The sequence below is a fragment of the Pseudonocardia sediminis genome, assembly GCF_004217185.1.
Classification (GTDB): Bacteria; Actinomycetota; Actinomycetes; order Mycobacteriales; family Pseudonocardiaceae; genus Pseudonocardia; species Pseudonocardia sediminis.
Map to the genome: position 1 here is coordinate 4,881,866 of NZ_SHKL01000001.1, position 21,586 is coordinate 4,903,451.

21 protein-coding genes are annotated in these 21,586 nt (G+C 72.5%); 5 read left to right on the plus strand and 16 right to left on the minus strand.

The features are described 5' to 3' along the window. Positions 1 to 28 precede the first annotated feature (28 nt). The 5 genes from EV383_RS22875 to EV383_RS22895 all read right to left on the minus strand — a co-directional run bounded on the left by EV383_RS22875 (position 29) and on the right by EV383_RS22895 (position 7,970). Positions 29 to 466, minus strand: coding sequence for a DUF4233 domain-containing protein (locus tag EV383_RS22875; protein WP_242623254.1), 438 nt, complete (start codon positions 464 to 466; stop codon positions 29 to 31). Between the two features lie 64 nt (positions 467 to 530). Further along, positions 531 to 2,141, minus strand: a complete 1,611-nt coding sequence (locus tag EV383_RS22880; RefSeq protein ID WP_423213699.1) for a bifunctional folylpolyglutamate synthase/dihydrofolate synthase — start codon at positions 2,139 to 2,141, stop codon at positions 531 to 533. Positions 2,142 to 2,284: 143 nt separating this feature from the next. Further along, complete coding sequence (locus tag EV383_RS22885; protein WP_130291836.1) at positions 2,285 to 4,930, minus strand: valine--tRNA ligase; 2,646 nt, start codon at positions 4,928 to 4,930, stop codon at positions 2,285 to 2,287. Positions 4,931 to 4,984: 54 nt separating this feature from the next. After that, positions 4,985 to 5,686, minus strand: a complete 702-nt coding sequence (locus tag EV383_RS22890) for a hypothetical protein (protein WP_130291837.1) — start codon at positions 5,684 to 5,686, stop codon at positions 4,985 to 4,987. 1,405 nt (positions 5,687 to 7,091) lie between these two features. Next, positions 7,092 to 7,970 (minus strand): MFS transporter, encoded by an 879-nt coding sequence (locus EV383_RS22895; RefSeq protein WP_130291838.1) that lies wholly within the window; start codon positions 7,968 to 7,970, stop codon positions 7,092 to 7,094. A 202-nt stretch (positions 7,971 to 8,172) separates the two neighbouring features. On the opposite strand from EV383_RS22895, the gene EV383_RS22900 reads away from it, so the two are divergent. Together EV383_RS22900 and EV383_RS22905 are read left to right on the plus strand one after the other, a co-directional pair. Then, positions 8,173 to 8,604, plus strand: coding sequence for a PPOX class F420-dependent oxidoreductase (locus tag EV383_RS22900; RefSeq protein WP_130291839.1), 432 nt, complete (start codon positions 8,173 to 8,175; stop codon positions 8,602 to 8,604). A gap of 90 nt (positions 8,605 to 8,694) precedes the next feature. After that, positions 8,695 to 9,723, plus strand: a complete 1,029-nt coding sequence (locus EV383_RS22905) for a family 43 glycosylhydrolase (protein WP_242623255.1) — start codon at positions 8,695 to 8,697, stop codon at positions 9,721 to 9,723. On the opposite strand, the gene EV383_RS22910 is transcribed toward EV383_RS22905, so the two are convergent. The 10 genes from EV383_RS22910 to EV383_RS22950 form a co-directional block, all read right to left on the minus strand. Then, positions 9,713 to 11,257 carry an alkaline phosphatase D family protein gene (locus tag EV383_RS22910; RefSeq protein WP_130291841.1) on the minus strand — a complete coding sequence of 515 codons (1,545 nt, stop codon included), beginning with the start codon at positions 11,255 to 11,257 and terminating at the stop codon, positions 9,713 to 9,715. The genes EV383_RS22905 and EV383_RS22910 overlap by 11 nt on opposite strands. A gap of 185 nt (positions 11,258 to 11,442) precedes the next feature. Further along, positions 11,443 to 11,703: a DUF6457 domain-containing protein gene (locus tag EV383_RS22915; protein ID WP_130291842.1), complete on the minus strand. Its 261-nt coding sequence runs from the start codon at positions 11,701 to 11,703 to the stop codon at positions 11,443 to 11,445. Further along, positions 11,700 to 11,840 carry an MFS transporter small subunit gene (locus EV383_RS31390; protein ID WP_165438466.1) on the minus strand — a complete coding sequence of 47 codons (141 nt, stop codon included), beginning with the start codon at positions 11,838 to 11,840 and terminating at the stop codon, positions 11,700 to 11,702. Before EV383_RS31390 ends, EV383_RS22915 begins: the two co-directional genes overlap by 4 nt. Beyond that, positions 11,837 to 13,225 carry an OFA family MFS transporter gene (locus tag EV383_RS22920; RefSeq protein ID WP_130291843.1) on the minus strand — a complete coding sequence of 463 codons (1,389 nt, stop codon included), beginning with the start codon at positions 13,223 to 13,225 and terminating at the stop codon, positions 11,837 to 11,839. Before EV383_RS22920 ends, EV383_RS31390 begins: the two co-directional genes overlap by 4 nt. 121 nt (positions 13,226 to 13,346) lie before the next feature. Then, positions 13,347 to 14,627, minus strand: coding sequence for an ATP-dependent Clp protease ATP-binding subunit ClpX (gene clpX, locus EV383_RS22925; protein WP_130291844.1), 1,281 nt, complete (start codon positions 14,625 to 14,627; stop codon positions 13,347 to 13,349). Between the two features lie 145 nt (positions 14,628 to 14,772). After that, a complete protein-coding gene (locus EV383_RS22930) occupies positions 14,773 to 15,459 on the minus strand; it encodes an ATP-dependent Clp protease proteolytic subunit (RefSeq protein ID WP_130291845.1) in 687 nt (228 codons plus the stop codon). After that, entirely contained in the window at positions 15,459 to 16,058 is a 600-nt protein-coding gene (locus EV383_RS22935; protein ID WP_130294864.1) for a ClpP family protease, read from the minus strand. The genes EV383_RS22930 and EV383_RS22935 overlap by 1 nt, the downstream gene beginning before the upstream one ends. 223 nt (positions 16,059 to 16,281) lie before the next feature. Continuing rightward, entirely contained in the window at positions 16,282 to 17,751 is a 1,470-nt protein-coding gene (tig, locus tag EV383_RS22940) for a trigger factor (protein WP_130291846.1), read from the minus strand. 170 nt (positions 17,752 to 17,921) lie between these two features. Continuing rightward, the gene (locus EV383_RS22945) at positions 17,922 to 18,332 is read right to left on the minus strand and encodes a hypothetical protein (protein ID WP_207223629.1); all 411 of its coding nucleotides are present in this window, start codon (positions 18,330 to 18,332) and stop codon (positions 17,922 to 17,924) included. Positions 18,333 to 18,425: 93 nt separating this feature from the next. Next, on the minus strand, positions 18,426 to 18,599 hold the full coding sequence (locus tag EV383_RS22950; RefSeq protein ID WP_130291847.1) for a CsbD family protein: 174 nt from the start codon (positions 18,597 to 18,599) through the stop codon (positions 18,426 to 18,428). Positions 18,600 to 18,755: 156 nt separating this feature from the next. On the opposite strand from EV383_RS22950, the gene EV383_RS22955 reads away from it, so the two are divergent. From EV383_RS22955 to EV383_RS31395, 3 genes are read left to right on the plus strand one after another with little or no spacing between them, the layout of a single operon-like run. Beyond that, complete coding sequence (locus EV383_RS22955; RefSeq protein WP_242623256.1) at positions 18,756 to 19,397, plus strand: RNA polymerase sigma factor; 642 nt, start codon at positions 18,756 to 18,758, stop codon at positions 19,395 to 19,397. Beyond that, complete coding sequence (locus EV383_RS22960; protein WP_242623257.1) at positions 19,394 to 20,014, plus strand: Asp23/Gls24 family envelope stress response protein; 621 nt, start codon at positions 19,394 to 19,396, stop codon at positions 20,012 to 20,014. Before EV383_RS22955 ends, EV383_RS22960 begins: the two co-directional genes overlap by 4 nt. Then, positions 20,011 to 20,394, plus strand: coding sequence for an Asp23/Gls24 family envelope stress response protein (locus EV383_RS31395; protein WP_165438467.1), 384 nt, complete (start codon positions 20,011 to 20,013; stop codon positions 20,392 to 20,394). Before EV383_RS22960 ends, EV383_RS31395 begins: the two co-directional genes overlap by 4 nt. 63 nt (positions 20,395 to 20,457) lie before the next feature. Here EV383_RS31395 and EV383_RS22970 read toward each other — a convergent pair whose 3' ends face one another. Next, positions 20,458 to 21,213, minus strand: coding sequence for a (2Fe-2S)-binding protein (locus EV383_RS22970; RefSeq protein ID WP_130291850.1), 756 nt, complete (start codon positions 21,211 to 21,213; stop codon positions 20,458 to 20,460). Positions 21,214 to 21,586: the final 373 nt, after the last annotated feature.

The window sequence follows — 21,586 nt, forward strand, 5'->3', positions numbered from 1 at the left end:
GTCGCTCTCCGCACCGGGCCCGTCCCCGTCAGGACTGCTGCGACGGCAGGAGCCCGCGCTCCATCTTGCGACGGACGTCCCAGCGCATCCAGAGCAGGATGCCCCAGACGATCGCGAACACCACGCCCATGATGCCCAGGCCCGTGACCAGCCAGAACCCCGCGACGATCGTGATCACCTGGAGCGCGAGGGCGACGTTGAGCCCGTAGGACTTCCGCTGCAGCCCGCTGGCCAGGATCATCGCCAGCGCGATCAGCAGCATCGTGGTGACCCCGACCGCGGTGGCGCCCTCGCCGAACTTCGGCAGCACCAGCAGGGCCAGCAGCACCACGATCGACTCGAGGATCAGGGTGGCCGCGAAAATGCCGCGGATGCCCTTCATCGGGTCGGTCGCCGGGGGCCGCACGCCACCGGCGCCGTCGTCCGGGCCGGCCGGGTCGTGCTCGTCGTTCGCGGACTCGCTCACGAGTCCTCCTCGCTGGTGGTCGTGTGCGCGGCTGCGCTCCCCCATGGTGCGCCCGCGGGCGCGATCACGCAGGTTCCTTGCCGAACAGGGCACGGGCCTCGCCCGCGGTGACCACGGATCCGGTGACGATCACGCCGACGCCCGAGTCACCGGCCTCCTCGGCCAGCTCCCCCGCCTCCTCGATCGCCGCGCGCAGCAGCGGCTCGACACTGACCCGGTCGGCGCTGAACACCTCGGTGGCCAGGGCGCCCAGGTCGTCCGGGTTCATCGCCCGGGGCGAGCCGTTCGTGGTGACGACGACCTCGTGCAGCACCGGCTCCAGCTCGGTGAGGATGCCGCGGGCGTCCTTGCCCTGCAGCACGCCGATGACCCCGACCAGGCGGGTGAAGCGGAACTCCGACTGCAGTGCCCGCGCCAGCGCCTTGGCCCCGGCCGGGTTGTGCGCCGCGTCGATCAGCACCGTCGGCACGCCCTGCCCGCCCTGGACCGGCTCCAGCCGGCCCGGGGCGGCGACGGAGGCGAACGCCGCGCGGACCGCGTCCGGGTCCAGCGGGTGCGCGGTGCTCGCGCCGACCATGGCCTCGGCCGCGGCCAGCGCCACCGCCGCGTTCGACGCCTGGTGCTCGCCGTGCAGCGGCAGGAAGACCTCGTCGAAGCGCCCGGACAGGCCCTGCAGCTCCAGGCGTTGCCCGCCGACGGCGAGCTCACGCTCCCGGACACCGAACTCGGCCCCCTCGCGGGCGACCTCCGCCCCGACCTCGGCGCAGCGCTCGATCAGGATCTCGGCGACGGCCTTGTCCTGCGCGGCGAGCACGGCGATCGAGCCGGGCTTGATGATCCCGGCCTTCTCCTTCGCGATGTCGAGCACGTCGTCGCCGAGGTACTCGGCGTGGTCGAGACCGATCGGCAGGATGACGGCGACGTGCGCGTCGGCGATGTTCGTGGCGTCCCAGCGACCGCCCAGGCCGACCTCGACGACGGCGGCCTCGACCGGGGCGTCGGCGAACGCGGCGAACCCCATGGCGGTGAGCACCTCGAACTTGCTCATCGCCGGTTCGCCCTCGGCGGCCTTCGCGTCGATCAGCTCGACGAACGGCTCCACCTCTCGGTAGACCTCGACGAAGCGCTCGGCGGTGATCGGCCGGTTGTCCAGGTTGATCCGCTCGGTGGCGCGCTGCAGGTGCGGGCTGGTGTAGCGGCCGGTGCGCAGCCCGATCTCGGTGAGCAGCGCGTCGACCATCCGGGCGGTGGAGGTCTTGCCGTTGGTGCCGGTCAGGTGCACGACCGGGTAGGCGCGCTGCGGGTCGCCGAGGGCGTCACAGAGGGCCTGGATCCGGTCGAGGGAGGGCTCCATGACCGACTCCGGCCAGCGCCGGTCCAGTGCCGCGTCGACGGCCAGGAACTCGGCGAACCCGGCCACGGTCGACTGCGCCGGGACGACGTCCGGGGTCTCGCCGCCCCGGATCTCGTTCAGGACGTGCGCGAGCACCGCGTCCTGCGCGGTGTCCTCCGGGGAGTGGATCTCCCCCTCGCCCTCGGGCCGCTCGTCGGAGCGGTCCGGGGCGCCGTCCGGATCGGCGTCGTCGCCGTCGCCGTCGGTGTCGCCGGGCTCGTCGTCGGCGCGCTCGGCGTCGCCGAACCCGCCCTCGGCCCAGCGGTCGCCTCCGTAGGTGATGCCGTCCTGCCGGCCGCCGCCGCCGTCGCGGTCACCGCCGAAGTCGTCGTAGGCGCTGCGGTCGTACGCGCCCACCTCGTCCCCGGTACCGCCCTCGGACGGGTCGCCGTCGTGGCCGTCGCGCGGGCCGCTCCCCCGGTCGCTCATGACTCCGGCAGCGCGGCGAGGCGGGCGCCGATCCGCTCGATCTCCGACAGGGCGGTCTCCTGCCGGGCCCGGATGCCGTCCACCACGTCGGCCGGGGCCTTCTCGGTGAACTTCGGGTTGTTGAGCTTCTTGTCCGCCTGGTCCCGCTCCTTCTCGGCGGCGGCCAGGTCACGGCCGAGGCGGGCCCGCTCCGCGGCGACGTCGATCGCCCCGGAGGTGTCCAGCTCGACGTGGACAGCCGTGGACCCGCTGACCGGGACCTCGATCGTCGCGGTGGCGGCGAAGTCGTCGCCGGGGGCGTCGAGGCGGGTCAGGAACCGCACCGCGGCCTCGTGACCGGTCAGGTCGGCCGCGGCCAGGTTCTCCAGCTTCGCGGCGACCGACCGGCGGTCCGGCAGCCCCTGCTCGGTCCGGAACCGGCGGACCTCGGTGATCAGCTTCTGGACGGCCTGCACGCGGGCGACGGCGTCCGGCTCGACGGGCGCGCCGGCGTCGACGGGCCAGGCCGCGGTCACGACCGTCTCCCGGCCGGTCAGCGCCGTCCACAGCGCCTCGGTGACGAACGGGACGATCGGGTGCAGCATCCGCAGCAGCGCGTCGAGGACGTGCCCGAGCACCGCCTGCGTGCCCTCGGCGACCGCTCCGCCCTGCTCCAGCTGCGGCTTGGCCAGCTCGACGTACCAGTCGGCGACCTCGTCCCAGGTGAAGTGGTAGAGCCCCTCGGTGGCCTTGGCGAACTGGAAGGACTCCAGCAGCTCGTCGATCTCTTCCCGGACCTCGCGCAACCGGCCGAGGATCCAGCGGTCGGCGTCGGTGCGGTCGGCCGGCGCGGGCAGCTCCAGGTCCGCCGACGCGCCCTTGGAGAGCGCGAACCGCGTGATGTTCCAGAGCTTGGTGGTGAAGTTCCGCGACGCCGCGACCCACTCCGTGGACAGCGACATGTCCGTGCCCGGGTTCGAGCCGCGGGCGATCGTGAAGCGCAGCGCGTCGGCGCCGAACTCGTCGATCATCTCCAGCGGGTCGATCACGTTGCCCTTGGACTTGGACATCTTCTTGCCGTGCTCGTCGCGGATCAGCCCGTGCAGGTACACGTGCTCGAACGGCGCCTTCTCCATGGCGTAGGTGCCGAACATCATCATCCGGACGACCCAGAAGAACAGGATGTCGTAGCCCGTGACCAGCACCGACGTCGGGTAGTAGTGCTGCAGGTCGGCCGTCGAGTCCGGCCAGCCGAGGGTGGAGAACGGCCACAGACCCGAGGAGAACCAGGTGTCGAGGACGTCCTCGTCGCGACGCCAGCCCTCACCGGTCGGGGCCTCGTCGTCCGGGCCGAGACACACGGTCTCGCCGTCCGGGCCGTACCAGACCGGGATGCGGTGGCCCCACCACAGCTGGCGCGAGATGCACCAGTCGTGCATGCCGTCGACCCAGTCGAAGAAGCGCTTGGCCTGCTCCTTCGGGTGGATCGTGGTCTCGCCGGAACGCACCGCGTCGCCGGAGGCCTTCGCCAGCCGCTCGACGCGGACGAACCACTGCAGGCTCAGCCGCGGCTCGATGACGACGCCGGTGCGCGAGTCGTGCCCGACGCTGTGTACGTAGGGGCGCTTCTCGGCGACGATCCGGCCCTGCCCGGCGAGCTCCTCGCGGATCGCGACCCGCGCCTCGAACCGGTCCATGCCGTCGAACCGGGTTCCGGTCCCGGCGATGACGCCGGCCTCGTCCATGATCGTCGGCATCGGCAGGTCGTGCCGGCGGCCCATCTCGAAGTCGTTCGGGTCGTGCGCCGGGGTGATCTTGACGGCGCCGGAGCCGAACGACGGGTCGACGTAGTCGTCGGCGACGACCGGGATCTCTCGGCCGGTGATCGGCATCGTGATCGTGGTGCCGTGCAGGTGGGTGTAGCGCTCGTCGTCGGGGTGCACGGCCACGGCGGTGTCGCCGAGCATCGTCTCGACGCGGGTGGTGGCCACGACGATCTCGCGGTCCCCGTCGCCGTAGCGCATGGAGACGAGCTCGCCCTCGACCTCCTTGTGGTCCACCTCGATGTCGCTGATCGCGCTCTGCAGCGACGGCGACCAGTTGACCAGGCGCTCCGCGCGGTAGATCAGGCCGTCGTCGAACATCTTCTTGAAGACGGTCTGCACCGCACGGGACAGGCCGTCGTCGAGGGTGAAGCGCTCGCGCGACCAGTCGACGCCGTCACCGAGGCGCCGCATCTGGCCCAGGATCGAGCCGCCGGACTCGCGCTTCCAGTCCCAGACCTTCTCCACGAACAGCTCGCGGCCGAAGTCGTGGCGGGTCTTGCCGTCGACGGCGATCTGGCGTTCGACGACGGACTGGGTCGCGATGCCGGCGTGGTCCATGCCGGGCAGCCACAGCGCGTCGTAGCCCTGCATGCGGCGACGACGGGTCAGCGCGTCGATCAGGGTGTGGTCCATCGCGTGCCCGAGGTGCAGGCTGCCGGTCACGTTCGGCGGCGGGATGACGATGCAGAACGGCGGCTTGCCCGACGACGGGTCGGCCTCGAAGTACCCGCGATCGACCCACCGCTGGTACATGTCGCCTTCTACCTCGCCCGGGTTCCACTTGGCGGGGAGGTCTGCGGCTCCATGAGCAGGGCGCGGTGGGAGGGTTTCGGTCACGCTGTCAAGTCTACGAGGCCACCCCGACAGGAATTGCGCGCCCCGATCCGTCCCTCACCCCGCGGGGTCGGGGAGCAGCGCGGCGTGCAGCCGGGGCCACCCGAGGACCGGACCGGCACGTCGTTCGCGCAGCAGCTCCGGGTCGAGCACCCGCACCTCCCCCGACGACGGCTCGTAGACCCGCCAGCCCGGTCCGGCCTCGCCGATCGCCAGCACCCAGTGCCGCGGCAGCCACGTCCCGACCATCACCGGCACCGGCCTCCCGGCCCGCACCGCCGTGGTGACGGCGTCGAACGCGCCGGTGAGGTCGGCCGACGAGGTGTCGTCCACCCAGCTGAGGCGGTACCGCCCGGCCGCCGGAGCGTGGCGGTGCAACCACTGCAGGAGCCCGAACGGCGTGGTGCCGACGAAGCGTGGCCACCACCGATTGGCCTGGCGGTGTACCAGCTTCTGCGCCGCTCCGAAGCGGTCGCCGAATCGCTCGCCCGTGCCGTCCGGGCCGGTGTCGAACCATCCCGGCTCGGTCGCGGCGGCCAGCACCGTGAGCACGGTGGGCCCACACGTCGTCCCGTCGACCTGGCGCAGCAGGACGCCGTCACGCCACTGCGGCCCGGTGCCGCCGGTGAGAAGGCCCGGCAGCACGGGGTGAGCGCCACCGCGTTCGGCGTCGACGCCGGAGGGCCGGACGCCGAACGACCGCCCCGTCGGCGGGGACCCGGACGAATGCCCGGTCGGCCGTCCGGTCGGCGACGGCACGGTGGACGACGGTCCGGTCGGCGGCACGGTGGAGGGCGGTCCGGTCGGCGGCAGCAAGGTGGACGACGGTCCGGTCGACGGCTGCCCCGTCGGCGACGCCCCGAACGGCGGCCGCGAGCCAGCGAGCCCCGCACGGGCGCTCGCTCCACGAGCTGGACGGCGGCCCCACCCCGTGAGACGGGCCGCCACACCTCCGACCGTCAGCACGGCCGCTCCTCTCGTCCGCAACGCGCGCAGAACTACCCACCGCGTGCGCCGGGACGCGCGCGAGCACCATTCTGCGCGCGTCACGGCCCGGCCGACATCGATCACCCGGGTTCTGGGCACCGGCCGAAGCCGAGCGGCCCGGACGCGCGCTCGCCGTCCGGACGCGCGACGGGCGATGCGATGCGCACGCGGCCGCGGTCGCGTCACGACGTGCGGCGCGCGTCCGGCCGAGAGCACCTCGTCGACGCGCACCCACCCCGCCGTCGCGCACCGAGCCGCTCGACGCGACCCCCGCGGAGTGCGCGTCCGCCGGTCGGGTGGGCGCCCACGGGTCAGGTGCGCGCCCGTCGGTCGGGTGCGCGATCGCCGGTCGGGTGCGCGATCGCCGGTCGGGTGCGCGTCCACGGGTCGGGCGCACCCGCGGGTCAGGTGCGCACCCGCCGGTCGGGTGCGCTTCGGCGGGCACAGCGCGCGATCGTCCGCGTAGGGCGGTCCTCATCCCGGCGGACCCGATCGCCCCGGGCTCCGGCGCACCCGGACTGATCCGAGACGCGCGCTGACCGTCCGGCTGCGCACCGAACGGTGCGATGCGCGCGCGGCCGCGGTCGCGGCACGACGTGCGGCGCGCGTCCGGCCGAGAGCACCTCGTCGACGCGCACCCACCCCGCCGTCGCGCACCGAGCCGCTCGACGCGACCCCCGCGGAGTGCGCGTCCGCCGGTCGGGTGGGCGCCCACGGGTCAGGTGCGCGCCCGTCGGTCGGGTGCGCGATCGCCGGTCGGGTGCGCGATCGCCGGTCGGGTGCGCGTCCACGGGTCGGGCGCACCCGCGGGTCAGGTGCGCACCCGCCGGTCGGGTGCGCTTCGGCGGGCACAGCGCGCGATCGTCCGCGTAGGGCGGTCCTCATCCCGGCGGACCCGATCGCCCCGGGCTCCGGCGCACCCGGACTGATCCGAGACGCGCGCTGACCGTCCGGCTGCGCACCGAACGGTGCGATGCGCGCGCGGCCGCGGTCGCGGCACGACGTGCGGCGCGCGTCCGGCCGAGAGCACCTCGTCGACGCGCACCCACCCCGCCGTCGCGCACCGAACCGGTCGACGCGCCCCCCGCGGAGTGCGCGTCCACCGTTGAGGTGCGCGTCCACCTGTGGGGTGCGCGTCCACAGTCGCAGGGCGCACCCGACGGGCGGGCAGGGACGGTCAGCCGACGGCGCCGCGGCGGCGGTCGACCGACCAGGAGACCGTGCCCAGGGCGACGGCTCCTGCTATCAGACCCACCCCGATCAGCGACGGCGCCGTGAACCCCCACCCGGCGGAGATGGCGAGCCCGCCCAGGGCCGGGCCGAGGGAGTTGCCGACGTTGAACGCCGACGTGTTCGTGGCGCTGGCCAGCGTCGGCGCCGATCCGGCGAGGGCGAACACCCGGCTGTTCAACGGCGCCGCGGCCACGAACGCGATCAGGCCGAGCGCGACGATCAGTGGCACCGCGGCGGCGGGCGTCCCGGCCGTCAGACCGAGCACCCCGAGCAGGACGGCGGCCGCGACGAGGGCGGAGAACAGCGTCGTCCACGGGTGCGCGTCGGCGACCCGGCCACCGATCGTCACGCCGACGAAGCTGCCCAGACCGAACCCGAGCTGCACCACCGGTACCCAGCCCGGGGCGAGCCCGGTGACCTCGGTCAGCAACGGCGCGACGTAGGCCAGCATGCCGACCATCCCGGCCTGGTAGAGCGAGGTCGTGCCCAGGACCAGCAGCAGCCCGTAGCTGGCGGCCAGCGCGCCGACCGCGTGCGTCGCGATCACCACCAGCAGCATCGTGACGAGCGTGGTGCGCCGCGGCAGCCGCAGGGTCAGCACGGCCATCGCCGGCGCCCCGACGATCATGCCGACGGCGAAGGCGGAGATCAGGTAACCGACCTGCGGGATCGACACGCCCAGGTCGACGGCCATGTCCGGGAGCAGCCCGGTGATCAGAAACTCGCTGGTGCCCAAGACGAAGATGCTCGCGGCCAGCACCGGCACGATCCGGGGCACCCGCTCGCGCGGCGTCGCGGTGGTCCCCGGCGCGGTCGTCGACATCGCACTGCCTTCCGTACTCGCGGGACGCCGTATCGCCCGGCCGTGATCACCCGCCACAGGGACAACCACCCCGGCCGTCCCCGATCTTCCGGATTTCGACGATCGTGGAAGCCGCTGCCGGGCGTGGAGGCCGGGGCCGGAGGGGAACGTCGGGGCCGGGTGTGGAGGGCCGGCGCCGGGGCCGGGCCCTAGGGTCGGCGTCATGAGCGAGACAGCGACACTGACCCCGGACGTCGTGGACTTCCTCCGCCACGGCACCCGCACCGGCATGCTCGGCTGGGTCGCGCAGGACGGCCGTCCGCTGGTGGCCCCGGTCTGGTTCCTGGTCGAGGACGGCGAGATCGTGTTCAACACCGGCGCCGACACCGCCAAGGGCCGCGCCATCGCCCGCGACCCGCGGCTCGTGCTCACCGTGGACCTGCCGGAGCCGCCGTTCGCGTTCGTGCAGGTCCAGGGCGAGGCCCGGACGAGCACCGACCCGCAGGACCTGCTCCGCACCGCCACCGACCTCGGCGGGCGCTACATGGGCGCCGACCGCGCCGAGGAGTTCGGCCGCCGCAACGGGGTGCCGGGCGAGCTCGTGGTCCGGATCCGCCCGACGAAGGTCAACGCTCACCTGGACATGACCGCGTAGTCACCCGTCCCGGGGGCGTCAGGTCGCACGAACGGGTCCCACGGCGGGTCGGAGGTCGCTCTGCGTCGCGACCCGGGAGACGGTGCCCGGGTGCTTCCCCGCTCCCTCGCGCGGCTGCCGGCCGCCGCGACCGCCGCCGTCCTGGCCCTTCTCCCCGGCGCCCTTCTGCCCGGCGTCCTGTTACCGGGCACCGCCGCGGCCGAGCCGCCCCCGCCGGAACCGCCGAGGGCCGAGCGTCCCGCCGGCGCCGCGACGATCCCCGGTAACTACGCCGACCCGACGATCGTCGCGTTCGACGGCACCTACTACCTCTACCCGACCACCGACGGCGCCGGAGCGGCCGACGCGTCGTTCCGCGTCTTCTCGTCGAAGGACCTCGTGACCTGGCGCGACCGCGGGGAGGTGCTCGGGCTCGGCCCGGACGTCGACTGGGCCGAGCGCAACGCGTGGGCCCCGGCGGTCGCCCGCAGGGACGGGCGCTACTTCTTCTACTACACCGCCGACATGCGGATCGGCGTCGCGGTCGGCGACTCCCCCACCGGCCCGTTCACCGACATCGGACGTCCCCTGGTGGAGGCGAACACGAGCGGGCGGGGACAGTCGATCGACCCGGCGACGTTCACCGCCCCCGACGGCACCACGTACCTGTACTGGGGAAACGGCGAGGCGTTCGTGGTCCCGCTCAACGCCGACATGGTCTCGTTCGACCCGGGGAAGGTCCGCCGGATCGACGGTCTGGACGGCTTCGGCGAGGGCCTGCACATGGCGCGGCGCGGCGGCACCTACCACCTGACGTGGTCGATCGGTGTGTTCACCAGCGAGGACTACCGCGTCGGCTACGCCACCGCGACGAGCCCGACCGGGCCGTTCACCGACCGCGGCGTGATCCTCTCCAAAGACGCGGCGAAGGGGATCCGCGGCACCGGGCACGACTCGGTGCTGCAGATCCCCGGGACCGACGAATGGTTCATGGCGTACCACCGCTTCACGATCCCCGGCGGCGACGGCACCCACCGCCAGATCACCCTCGACCGGATCCCGATCGGCGCGAACGGCGTGTTCGGCCGGGTCACCCCGACCCTCACCGGTCCCTCGGAACGGCCGGCGCTCACGGGGTGAGGGTGGTCCCCCACAGCTCCTCGCCCTGCTGCCCGCGCAGCGTCACCCGCATCTCCCGGCCGCCGGGCGCGACCTCGAGCTCGCCGAAGTGCTGGAAACCCTCCAGCGGCGACGCGCCCTGACGCGACGGGCCGCGGGTGAACACCGCCTCCGGCCCGAACGTCGGGTCCAGCTCGCTCGGACCGAACGCCCCCGCGTGCAGCGGCCCGGAGACGAACTCCCAGAACGGGTCGAAGCCGTCGAACGCCGCGCGGTCCGGCGAGTAGTGGTGCGCCGCGGTGTAGTGGACGTCCGCGGTCACCCAGACCACGCCGCGCACCTTCTTCCGGGCCAGCGCCGTCAGCACCCCGGCGATCTCGGACTCGCGCCCGGTCGGCGCGCTCGGCTCGCCGTTCGCGACGGCCTCCCACGCCGTGTCGCCGTCGGGGACGAGGATCCCGATCGGCATGTCCGACTGCACGATCTTCCAGGTCGCCCGGCTCGAGCTCAGCGCGTCCACGAGCCAGCGGGCCTGGCGCTCGCCGAGGATCCGTCCGCGCGGCCCGGTGTTCGGCCCGTTGGCGTCGCGGTAGTGGCGCATGTCCAGCACGAACACCTCGACGTGCGGCCCGTACGGGATCCGCCGGTACACCCGCCCGTCGACGGCGCGGCGCGGGTCCAGCGGCACCCACTCGTGGAACGCCCGGAACGCGCGCGGGGCCAGCACGTCGACGCGCTTCTCGGTGTACTTCGGATCCGTCAGGACCTCGCCGGGGTACCAGTTGTTGGTGACCTCGTGGTCGTCCCACTGGTTGATCTGCGGGACGGCCGCGTTGAAGCGGCGGACGTTCTCGTCGAGAAGGTTGTAGGCGTACTGCCCGCGGTACTCGGCGAGCGTCTCGGCGACCTTGCGCTTCTCCGGCGTGACGACGTTGCGCCAGGTCCGGCCGTCGGGCAGCGTCACCGTCTCGGTCAGCGGGCCGTCGGCGTAGACGGTGTCGCCGCTGTGCAGGAACAGGTCCGGGTCGCGGTCGGCCATCGCCGAGAAGATCCGCATCCCGCCGACGTCCGGGTTGATCCCCCAGCCCTGCCCGACGACGTCGCCGGACCACTGGATCCGGGCACCGTCGCGCGGGCCGGGCGTGGACCGGAACATCCCCGTCACCGGCTCGCTCGCACCGCGCCCGTCCAGCGACTCCGCGACGACGCGGTAGTGCACCTCGCGCGAGGTGGCGGGCACCCGCAGCCGCCCGGTCAGGTCCGTGGCCGGGGTGAGCACCGGGCCGCGCAGCCGGCGGGCCCGGCGGAACTCCGGATTGTCGGCGACCTCCACCACCATCCGCGACGGACGGTCGGCGCGCGTCCACACCAGGCCGGAGCCGGGCAGGACGTCACCGGACTGCACCCCGTGCGTCAGCGACGGCCGGTCCGGGCGCAGCAGCGCCGGTCCTGCGGACGCGGATGCCGGGGAGGCCGTGGCGGCGACGGCCGGGACGGCGAGACCGGCCACGGCGGCGGAGCGGAACAGGGAACGACGAGTCAGCGGGGAGCGCACCCCACCCTTGTAACCCGGACGGGCGACCCCGGTCCGGACGAATCGGGCGACGCCCCGGTGAACACTGCGCGACACTGACGCGCCTCTACGAAGGTCCGAGGGGCGCCCCGAGAGGAACCTCCGGGGCGTCCCCGTGAGCGAGGGGACCCCTCGGGACACCCGGGTCGCGACCGGTGCCCGAAGGGTCAGCCGTCCCAGTTCTCGGCGAGGTCGGAGAGCCTGGTCGACAGCTCCTTGACGGCTTCGTCCGGCTCGTCGGCGCGACCCGCGGCGATGCCGAGCAGGAACGCCGTGACCGGCGCGCCCGGGCGGGAGACGCTGTGGGCGACGTCCGAGGTCAGGTCCAGGATCGTGTCGACGGCCGCGACCGTGTCCACGTCGTGCAGCCCGAGCTCCTTGGTGACGGCCTGGACCCAGGGGGTCATCGCGGCCGCGTCGTCGCTCATCCGAACAGCGCCGGGATCTTGATCAGCAGCTGGTAGAGGCCGTATCCGAAGGGCACGACCACCCACAGCCACGCGACGACGGCACCCACCCACTGCAGGGGCGACCAGGTGTTCTCCTGTGCGGCGGTGCTGCTCATGCCTGCGCCCCTTCCGTGGTCGTGGCGGTCTCGGACTTCGGCTCGTGGAAGCGCTCGTTCACCGGGCGGATCAGCTCGTTGCACACGAAGCCGATCGCCAGCAGCACGATCATGATCGTGAACGCCGTGGTGTAGCGCGCCGGGCCGGTGACACCGGCCTCGATCCGGTTGTCCGCGAGCGCGTTGACGATCAGCGGCCCGAGCACTCCGGCCGTGGACCACGCGGTGAGCAGACGGCCGTGGATGGCGCCGACCTGGTAGGTCCCGAACAGGTCGCGCAGGTACGCCGGCACGGTCGCGAACCCGGCCCCGTAGAACGACAGGATCAGGATCGCGCAGATCAGGAACACGAAGCGGTTCGTGTTCGTCAGCAGGGTGACGGCGAGGTAGAGCAGCGCGCCGACACCGAGGTAGATGCGGTACATGTTCTTGCGGCCGAGCACGTCCGACAGCGACGACCAGGCCAGGCGCCCGGCCGAGTTCGCCAGCGACAGGATCGAGACGAATCCGACGGCCGCGGCGGCGATCGTCTGGGCCGGCGTCGCGTCCTGGAAGAAGTCCTTGAAGATCGGGTTGGCCCGCTCCAGGATGCCGATGCCGGCGGTGACGTTGAAGCAGAGCACCACCCAGAGCAGCCAGAACTGCGGCGTCCGGATCGCGTTGCGCGCCGACACCTGCCCGCGGCTGATCATCGTGCCCTGCTTGGCCTCGGCCGGGTTCCAGCCGGGCGGGGTCCAGCCCTCCGCCGGCACCCGGATCAGGATCCAGCCCAGCGACATGAAGACCAGGTAGATCAGGCCCATCACGATGAACGTGGTGCCGATCCCGGAGACCGACGGGTTCTCGCCGGAGGCGCCGAACGTGCTCAGCAGCGAGGCGGTCAGCGGCGAGGCGATCAGCGCGCCACCACCGAAGCCCATGATCGCGATGCCGGTGGACAGGCCGGGACGGTCCGGGAACCACTTGATCAGCGTCGAGACCGGCGAGATGTAGCCGATGCCCAGGCCGATGCCGCCGACGAACCCGTACCCGACGACGACCAGCCAGAACTGGCCGAGGTAGAGACCCACACCGGAGATCAGGAAGCCGGCGACGAAGCAGGACGTCGCCACGACCATCGCCCAGCGCGGCCCGTTCGCGTCGACCTTCGTGCCGAACAGCGCCGCGGACAGGCCCAGCATGATGATGCCGAGCGTGAACGGCAGCGCGCTCGCGACGCCGGAGACGTCGAGGCCCGCCTCGAGCGGGGCCTTGAACGCGCTCCAGGCGTAGGCCTGGCCGATCGCGAGGTGGATCGACAGTGCCGCCGGCGGTATCAGCCAGCGACTCCAGCCGGGCGGGGCGACGATGCGCTCCCGCGACAGGAATCCAGCACTGGCCGCCATGGCGCCCCTCCCGATTGGTTCAGTGTCGGGAGAAACCTAAGTTCCGTGGCGGAATGCGGCAACACGGCCCGGGGCTCCGGGCCGTGTCGCGGCGTAACGATTCGATCGAGGTCCCGGCGGGTCAGGCCGAGCGGTCGCGGCGCTCCCGGCGCGGGGGCTGACGCGGGACGATCGTCGGGTTGACGTTGTCGCGCACCGTCTGGTCGGTGACGACGACCTTCGCCACGTCGTCGCGGCTCGGGATGTCGTACATCACCGGGAGGAGGACCTCCTCCATGATGGCGCGCAGGCCACGGGCACCGGTGCCGCGCAGGATCGCCTGGTCGGCGACGGCCTCGAGGGCCTCGTCGGAGAACTCGAGCTCGACGCCGTCCATCTCGAAGAGCTTGCGGTACTGCTTGATCAGCGCGTTCCGCGGCTCGGTGAGGATCTTGACGAGGGCTTCCTTGTCCAGCGAGGTCACCGACGCGACGATCGGGAGCCGACCGATGAACTCGGGGATCAGACCGAACTTGATCAGGTCCTCGGGGAGCGTCTCGCCGAAGCTCTCGGCGTTGTCCATGTCCTTCTTCGAGCGGATCACTCCGCTGAAGCCGATGCCGCTCTTGCCGACCCGGTCGCCGATGATGCGCTCCAGGCCGGAGAACGCCCCGGCCACGATGAACAGCACGTTCGTCGTGTCGATCTGGATGAACTCCTGGTGCGGGTGCTTGCGCCCGCCCTGCGGGGGCACGCTCGCGGTGGTGCCCTCCAGGATCTTGAGCAGTGCCTGCTGCACACCCTCGCCGGAGACGTCCCGGGTGATCGACGGGTTCTCCGACTTGCGGGCGATCTTGTCGACCTCGTCGATGTAGATGATCCCGGTCTCGGCGCGCTTCACGTCGTAGTCCGCGGCCTGGATCAGCTTGAGCAGGATGTTCTCGACGTCCTCGCCCACGTAGCCGGCCTCGGTCAGCGCCGTGGCATCCGCGATCGCGAACGGGACGTTGAGGAGTTTGGCCAGGGTCTGCGCGAGGTAGGTCTTACCGCAGCCGGTGGGGCCGAGCATCAGGATGTTCGACTTGGCGATCTCGATGCCGTCGCCGTCGGCGCCACGGCCGCGGTCACCGGCCTGGATCCGCTTGTAGTGGTTGTAGACGGCCACCGACAGCGTGCGCTTGGTGGTCGACTGGCCCACGACGTACTGGTCGAGGAACTCGTGGATCTCGGCGGGCTTGGGCAGCTCGTCGAGCTTGACCTCACCGGCCTCGGCGAGCTCTTCCTCGATGATCTCGTTGCAGAGGTCGATGCACTCGTCGCAGATGTACACGCCGGGACCGGCGATCAGCTTCTTGACCTGCTTCTGGCTCTTCCCGCAGAACGAGCACTTCAGCAGGTCTCCGCCGTCACCGATGCGTGCCATAGGTGTGAATCCCCAAGTCCGAGTTCGGCGCAGTGCCTGAGCGGTACCCACCGAGGTGAGTCTGTGTGACGGTACCTGCCCGGACCCGTCGCCGGGGACCCCGTGGGAGTCCCGGACGGCGACGGGTCGGCGGGCGGTCGACTATCTATCCGGTCGCGGACAGCTTCCGGCTCTGCACGATCTCGTCGATGAGGCCGTACTCCTTGGCCTCCTCGGCCGTGAGGATCTTGTCCCGGTCGATGTCCTCGTGCACCTGCTCGAAGGAGCGGTTGGTGTGCCGGGCCAGGATCTCCTCCATCCGGCGACGGATGCGCGAGATCTCGGCGGCCTGGATCTCCAGGTCCGACGCCTGGCCGTAGACACCGTCGGTGGCCGGCTGGTGGATCAGGATGCGGGCGTTCTCGACCGCCATCCGCCGACCGGCGGTCCCGGCGGCGAGCAGCACGGCCGCGGCCGACGCCGCCTGCCCGAGGCAGACGGTCTGGATGTCGGGCCGGATGAACTGCATCGTGTCGTAGATGGCCATCAGCGACGTGAACGACCCGCCGGGCGAGTTGATGTAGACGCTGATCTCACGGTCCGGGTCCAGCGACTCGAGCACCATCAGCTGGGCGATCGTGTCGTTGGCCGAGGTGTCGTTGATCTGCTCGCCGAGGAAGATGATGCGCTCCTCGAAGAGCTTGTTGTACGGGTTCGACTCCTTGACCCCGTAGCTGGTGCGCTCCACGTAGGAGGGCAGCACGTAACGCGACCGTGCCTGCTCCGGCGCGTGGCCACCGGGACCGAACGCGTCGGCGCCCGAGACCGGGCGGCGCGGATCGAAGTTGCTCATCAGGCGCTCCCGTTCGGCGAGGTGGTGGAGATCCGGCCGGCGTGGGTCACCACGTGGTCGACGAAGCCGTAGTCCTTGGCCTCCTCGGCGGAGAACCAGCGGTCACGGTCCGAGTCGCGCGTGATGGTCTCCACCGACTGCCCGGTGTGCTGCGCGATCAGCTCGGCCATCTCGTGCTTGGTCTTGCGGAGCTGGTCGGCCAGGATCGTGATGTCGGCCTCCGTACCGCCGATGCCGCCGGAGGGCTGGTGCATCATGATCTTCGCGTGCGGCAGCGCCGAGCGCTTGCCCGGGGTGCCCGCGGAGAGCAGGAACTGCCCCATCGAGGCGGCCATGCCCATCACGGTCGTGGCCACGTCGCACGGCACGAGGTTCATGGTGTCGAAGACGGCCATGCCGTCGTTGACCGAACCACCCGGCGAGTTGATGTAGAGCTGGATGTCCCGCTCGGGGTCCTCGGCCGCGAGCAACAGCATCTGCGCCGCGATCCGGTTCGAGATCTCCGAGTCCACCTGCTGCCCGAGCACGATGATGCGCTGCTGCAGCAGCCGCTCGTACACCGAGTCGGACAACGACATGCTGCCGCTCGAGGCCCGCATGAGCGGGCCGATGTCCTGCTGGCTCACTTCACCCTGCTTTCTACAAAGTCCTGGGGCCTGTCGGGTCCGGGCCCGTTGCCGGTGATCGACACGCCGGGCGCCGGACCCGCGTACGGCCCCGTGGGGGGCCGGTTCGGGGCCGACCCTACGCGGACCCGGAGGCCCGCGTAGGGATCAACCCGCGATGTTCGCCGAGAGCGCACCGATCCGGCGAACGCCCAGCTCAGGCCTTCGCCGCCGCGGCGTCCCCGGCCTTGTCGTCGTCCTTGTCCCCCGCGGCGTCGGCCGTGTCGTCGGTGGAGTCCACGACCTCGCCCTCCACGGTGGAGGGGGCCTCGTCGGCGGTCGGGTCGGTGACCTCGACGTCGTCGTCGGAGCCGAGGAGGTCGGACAGGTCCACCACGTCACCCGAGGGCAGCGTGACGGTGGCCGCGCGCACGGCGGTGATCAGCGCCTTGCTGCGGCGCACGTCCTGGTAGATCGCGCCGAGCTGGCCGGCCTGCTGGATCTGCTGGACGAACTGCTCGGGCGCCATGCCGTACTGCTGGGCCTGGTACATGATCCGCTCGGTGAGCTCCTGGTCGCCGACCGAGACCTCTTCCTTGTCGGCCAGCGCGTCGAGCACCAGGCGGTAGCGGACGGCCTTCTCGGCCTCGTCCTTCGCCTCGGTGTCGAACTCCTCGCGGGTCTTGCCCTGCTGGGTGAGGAACTCGGCGAAGCGGTCCTCGTCGTGGTCGAACGCGTGCACGGCGTCGTGCGTGCGCGAGTCGACCTCGGCGGCGACGACGCTCTCCGGCAGCGGGACCTCGGTGCCCTCGACGATCTGGTCGAGCAGCCGGTCGCGGGCCTGCGTGGCCTGCTCCATCCGCTTGGCCGAGCCGAGACGCTCGCGCAGGTTCTCGACCAGCTCGTCGAGCGTGTCGAACTCGCTCGCCAGCTGGGCGAACTCGTCGTCGGCCTCGGGGAGCTCACGCTCCTTGACGGCGGTGACCTTGACGGTCACCTGCGCCTCCTGGTCGGCGTACTCGCCGGCGACCAGCGTGGAGGGGAAGGTCTTCTCCTCGTCGGCCTTCATACCGGTGATGGCCTCGTCGATGCCGTCGATGAGACCGCCCTGGCCGACCTCGTAGGAGAAGCCGGTGGTGGCCGCCTCCTCGATCTCCTTGCCGTCGACCGAGGCCGACAGGTCGATCTGGACGAAGTCGCCCGCGGCCGCGGCGCGCTCGACGCCGGTCAGCGTGCCGAACCGGGCACGGAGCTGGTCGAGCTGCTCGGTGACGGCGTCGTCGGTGACCTCGACCTCGTCGACCTCGACCTTCAGCGAGTCCAGGTCGGGCAGCGCGATCTCCGGGCGGACGTCGACCTCGGCGGTGAACGTGAGCCGCTCGTTGTCGGCGATCTCGGTGACCTCGATGTCGGGGCGGCCGATCGGCGTCACGTCGTCGGCGCCGCTGACGGCCTCCGAGTACTTGTTCGGGATCGCGGCGTTGACGACCTCGTCGAGCACGACACCACGGCCGAGCCGGGCCTCGATGACCCGCGCCGGGACCTTGCCCGGGCGGAAGCCCGGGATCTTGACCTGCTTGGCGATGTTCTTGTACGCGCGGTCGAAGTCGGGCTTGAGCTCGTCGAACGGCACCTCGACGTTGATCCTGACGCGCGTCGGGCTGAGGTGCTCGACGGTGCTCTTCACGGTGGGACTCCTTGACGGTGCTGACTTCAGGTACAGGTCGCGCCGCGGCGACCCTGACGCCCCGATGACGTCGCGGTGTCTTCACCGCCCGTCGCGGTAGACGCGACGACGAACGTCAGGGGCTCGCGCGAGTCTAGGCGAGAGCGGTGCGGGCGGGTCGGGCCGGGCGTTCAGGCCGGTCCGTCGGCGCCGGTCCCCCGGTGCCACAGAGCACGCCGGCCGGCCCACGGCTCCTGCCGCGCGGGGACCGAGACGGCGTCGGCGGCGCCCACGTCGGAGAACGTCACCTCGACCGCGACCGGCCCGAGTACCGAGCGCACCCGGCCGGCGATCTCGTCGGCCAGGCCCGGGAACGGGTGCCCCAGCCGGACCACGACGGCGACCTCCGTCGGCTCGTCGGCGAGGCCGACGCGCACGCCGGCCAGATGGTGGCCGGGGAGATAGGAGGCGATGCTGCCGAACGGGCCGCCGTCGAGCCGGATGACGGCGGGGTGGCCGAGGACCGCGGCCGCCACGTCGGCGGCGTGTGCGTCCGGCCCGTCGACCGGGCGGATGGACGCGTGCACGGGCTCGTCGGTCACGGGGACGGACTCTAGCCCGGACACGCAGCCCGGACATGCGAACGGCACCCCGGCCGTGACCGGGGTGCCGTTCGGGGGTCGAGAAGAAAGGCCTTACTTCTTGAAGGCGTCCTTGATCTTCTCGCCGGCCTGCTTGAGGCTGCTCTTGGCCTGGTCGTTCTTGCCCTGGGCCTCGAGGCCCTCGTCGCCGGTGAGCTTGCCGACGCCTTCCTTGAGCTTGCCGCCCAGCTCTTCCTTCTTGTGGTCGGCCTTGTCGTCTGCGCCCATGCCGGTCGCCTCCTTCGAGCGTTCGACGGGCACCCGCGAGCGCGGACGTCTACCGTCTTACCTCTACTTCGATACCCGTCCCCGGTGGATGCTCACGCCTTTGTGACGGGCGTCACCATGCTCCGGGGTTTCACCCCGACGACGGACGGGACCCGGTTGCACGCCACGACGGACTTCGTACGCGACGACGCGTCGCCGGGTCCCGCCGCGACCGCGCCCCCGCCCGCCCCGCGCGCCGCCCCGGCCGCCCGCGCCGCGCTGGACGAGACGACGCTCGTCGTCCGGGCGCAGGAGGGCGACGTGCACGCGTTCGAGGAGCTCGCGCGCCGCCACCAGGACGCGCTCTTCCGGGTCGCGGTCCGCGTGCTGGGCAACCGCACCGACGCCGAGGACGCGCTGCAGGAGGCACTGCTCGACGCCTGGAAGAAGATCGGCTCGTTCCGGGGCGAGGCGGCGTTCTCCACCTGGATGTACCGGATCGTGACCAACCGCTGCACCGCCCTGCTGCGCCGCAGCCGCCCGACCGTGCCGGTCTCGGAGGTCGGCGAGGACGTGCTGGCCTCGACCGGGTCGCGCTCCCCCGAGCGCGCCGCCGAGGTCGACGCCGAGATGGCGGCACTCTCACGCGTGCTCGGGCGCCTGCCCGACGACCAGCGGACGTGCTGGGTGCTGCGTGAGCTGGAGGGACTGGGCTACGCGGAGATCGCCGAGATCACCGGCGCCGGGGAGACCGCCGTCCGCGGCCGGATCCACCGGGCCCGGACGGCACTGGCCGAGGGGATGCGGGAATGGCGATGAAGTGCACGGACCCCGCGGGGCTCGTCCCGGACGGCGGCAGCCCCGCCGAGGTCCCCGGGACCGATCCCGGATCGGCGGCGGCCGAGCCGCTGGCGTGCGGCCGGGACGCGGCGCTGGTCTGGGACCACGCCGAGGACGGCGAGCTCGACGAGCACGAGCGCACCTGCCCGCACTGCCGCTCGACCGTCTCCGACCGGGAGAGCCTGGGCGGGCTGGTCGGGCGGATGGCGCAGCAGCGTCTGCGCCCTCCCCCGAACGTCCTCGAACAGGTGATGGGCGCGGTCGTGGCCGACTTACGCCCGCACGACCTGCTGTCCCTGGGCGACGGCGCGTGGCTGAGCCGGCCCGCCGCCGCGGCCGCACTGCGCCACGTCGTCGACTCGATGGGCGGTCTCCGGGCCCGCAGCTGCCGGATCGAGCAGAGCAGCGGCCCGGACGCGGCACTCCCCCTGCGGGTCGCCGTCACCGTCACCGCGCGGTTCGGGGTGGACCTGGCGTCGGTGACCGCGCGGGTCCGGCAGATGATGATCTCGGCCGGGGACCGGGCGCTCGGCGTGCCGGTGGCCCGGGTGGACATCCACGTCGAGGACGTCTGGGACGAGCGGGAGGACGCGTGAGAGAGCCCGAGGGCGGGAGCGCCGCCCCGCCGGTCCGCTACCACGTCGGCGACCTCGCGGTGGCCCGGATCGCGGCCCGCCGCGCCCGGACCGTCCCCGGGGTCGTGACGCTGCGGGCCGACCTGTCGCAGACGCTGCTCGGACTGGCCGGGACCTGGCTGAGCCCGGACCCGGTGCCGGCGGAGCTGCGCGCCGAGGGCGTCGCCGTGGCGGTGCGCGGGGACCGGGCCGACGTGCGGGTCACGGTCGTCACCGAGCTCGGGCACAACTGTCGTGACCTGGCCGCCACGGTGCAGCACGAGGTCGGCGCCGCGGTCCGCGAGACGACCGGGCTGGACGCCGACGTCCGCGTCACGATCGCCGACATCGAGCTGCCCTGACGCCGGAGGGCCCGCTCGGGGCGCCTGGACTCGGCGCCGTCGGGACTGAGGCCCTGTCGGGACTCAGGGCCTGTTGAGTACGCAGTCCCCGCACTTCCCGCCGCCGGGCACCCGGTAGTACAGACAGCAGGAGCGCCGCCGGAACCCCCACTCGGTGTCGGCCACCCCGGGCTCCAGCACCAGCAGCCTCCCGGTCCCGGACAGCGACGGGTGCTCCAGCAACGCCCCCAGCACGCCCAGCAGGGCCGGTCGCGATCCCGGACGGGCGGAGTCGAGCACCCGCGCCGACCCCGCCAGGGCCGACGCGACGTTGCCCCACAGCACGTGGCCGGACACCGCGACCAGCCCGCGCACCGCCTCCACGAGCGGGGCCAGCTGCGCGTCCACCAGCTCGGCGCCGAGGACGGCGGCCGCACCGCCCGGGTCCTCGGCCGGGTCCGGGGTGCTCGCGCCGCCGGCGCCGGTGAGTCCCGGGGCCCACGGGTCGTCGCCGCCCGGACGCCGGCTCAGACCGGCGAGATCCGGGAGCACCGCGTGCAGGACGACCGCGGCCAGCGGCGCCGAGACCAGCCGCGCGACCAGGCCCTGAAAGCCGATCGACGCCGCGACCCGCTCGTCCGAGCCGAGGCTCTGCCGCACCCGGGCGATCCGGTCGGAGAGCGGCCGGGGGTCGGCGTGCAGCCGGGCGAACGGCTCGGCGCCGCCGCCGTCGAGGACCGGCAGCGCGAAGAACGGGCCGACCGCCGCCACGTCGTCGAGGGCGGCGGTCACGTCGACGGGCGCGCGGCCGGAGGGTGCGGTGGTGGGTCGGGCGGTCACGCCACCATCCTCGCCCGTTCGGACCTCCGTCGCCGCGTCCGGCCCTCACCCACCGTGTCCGGCTCCGGCTACATCCGTGCCCACCTGCTGCGGGTCGTCCACAGCTCACCGCCGGGACACGGTCCCGCAACCCGGATGTGCTGCGATGGCGGGCGCTCCACATCACAACCGTGTGCAGCGATCATCGGTGGCGCAGGTGGGCGGCTGCGTGCGACCCTTTCACCTCCCAGACCGCACTCGCCGGGGTGTGCGGTCGAACCGTGCCGCGGGAGTAGGCCGGGTCCGAACAGTGCCCGGCCGCTAGTCGCGCCCGGAAGAACTTTTCCGATTCGACCCACTCCCACGGCACGGTGCACCCGAACGGCGCAAGCAG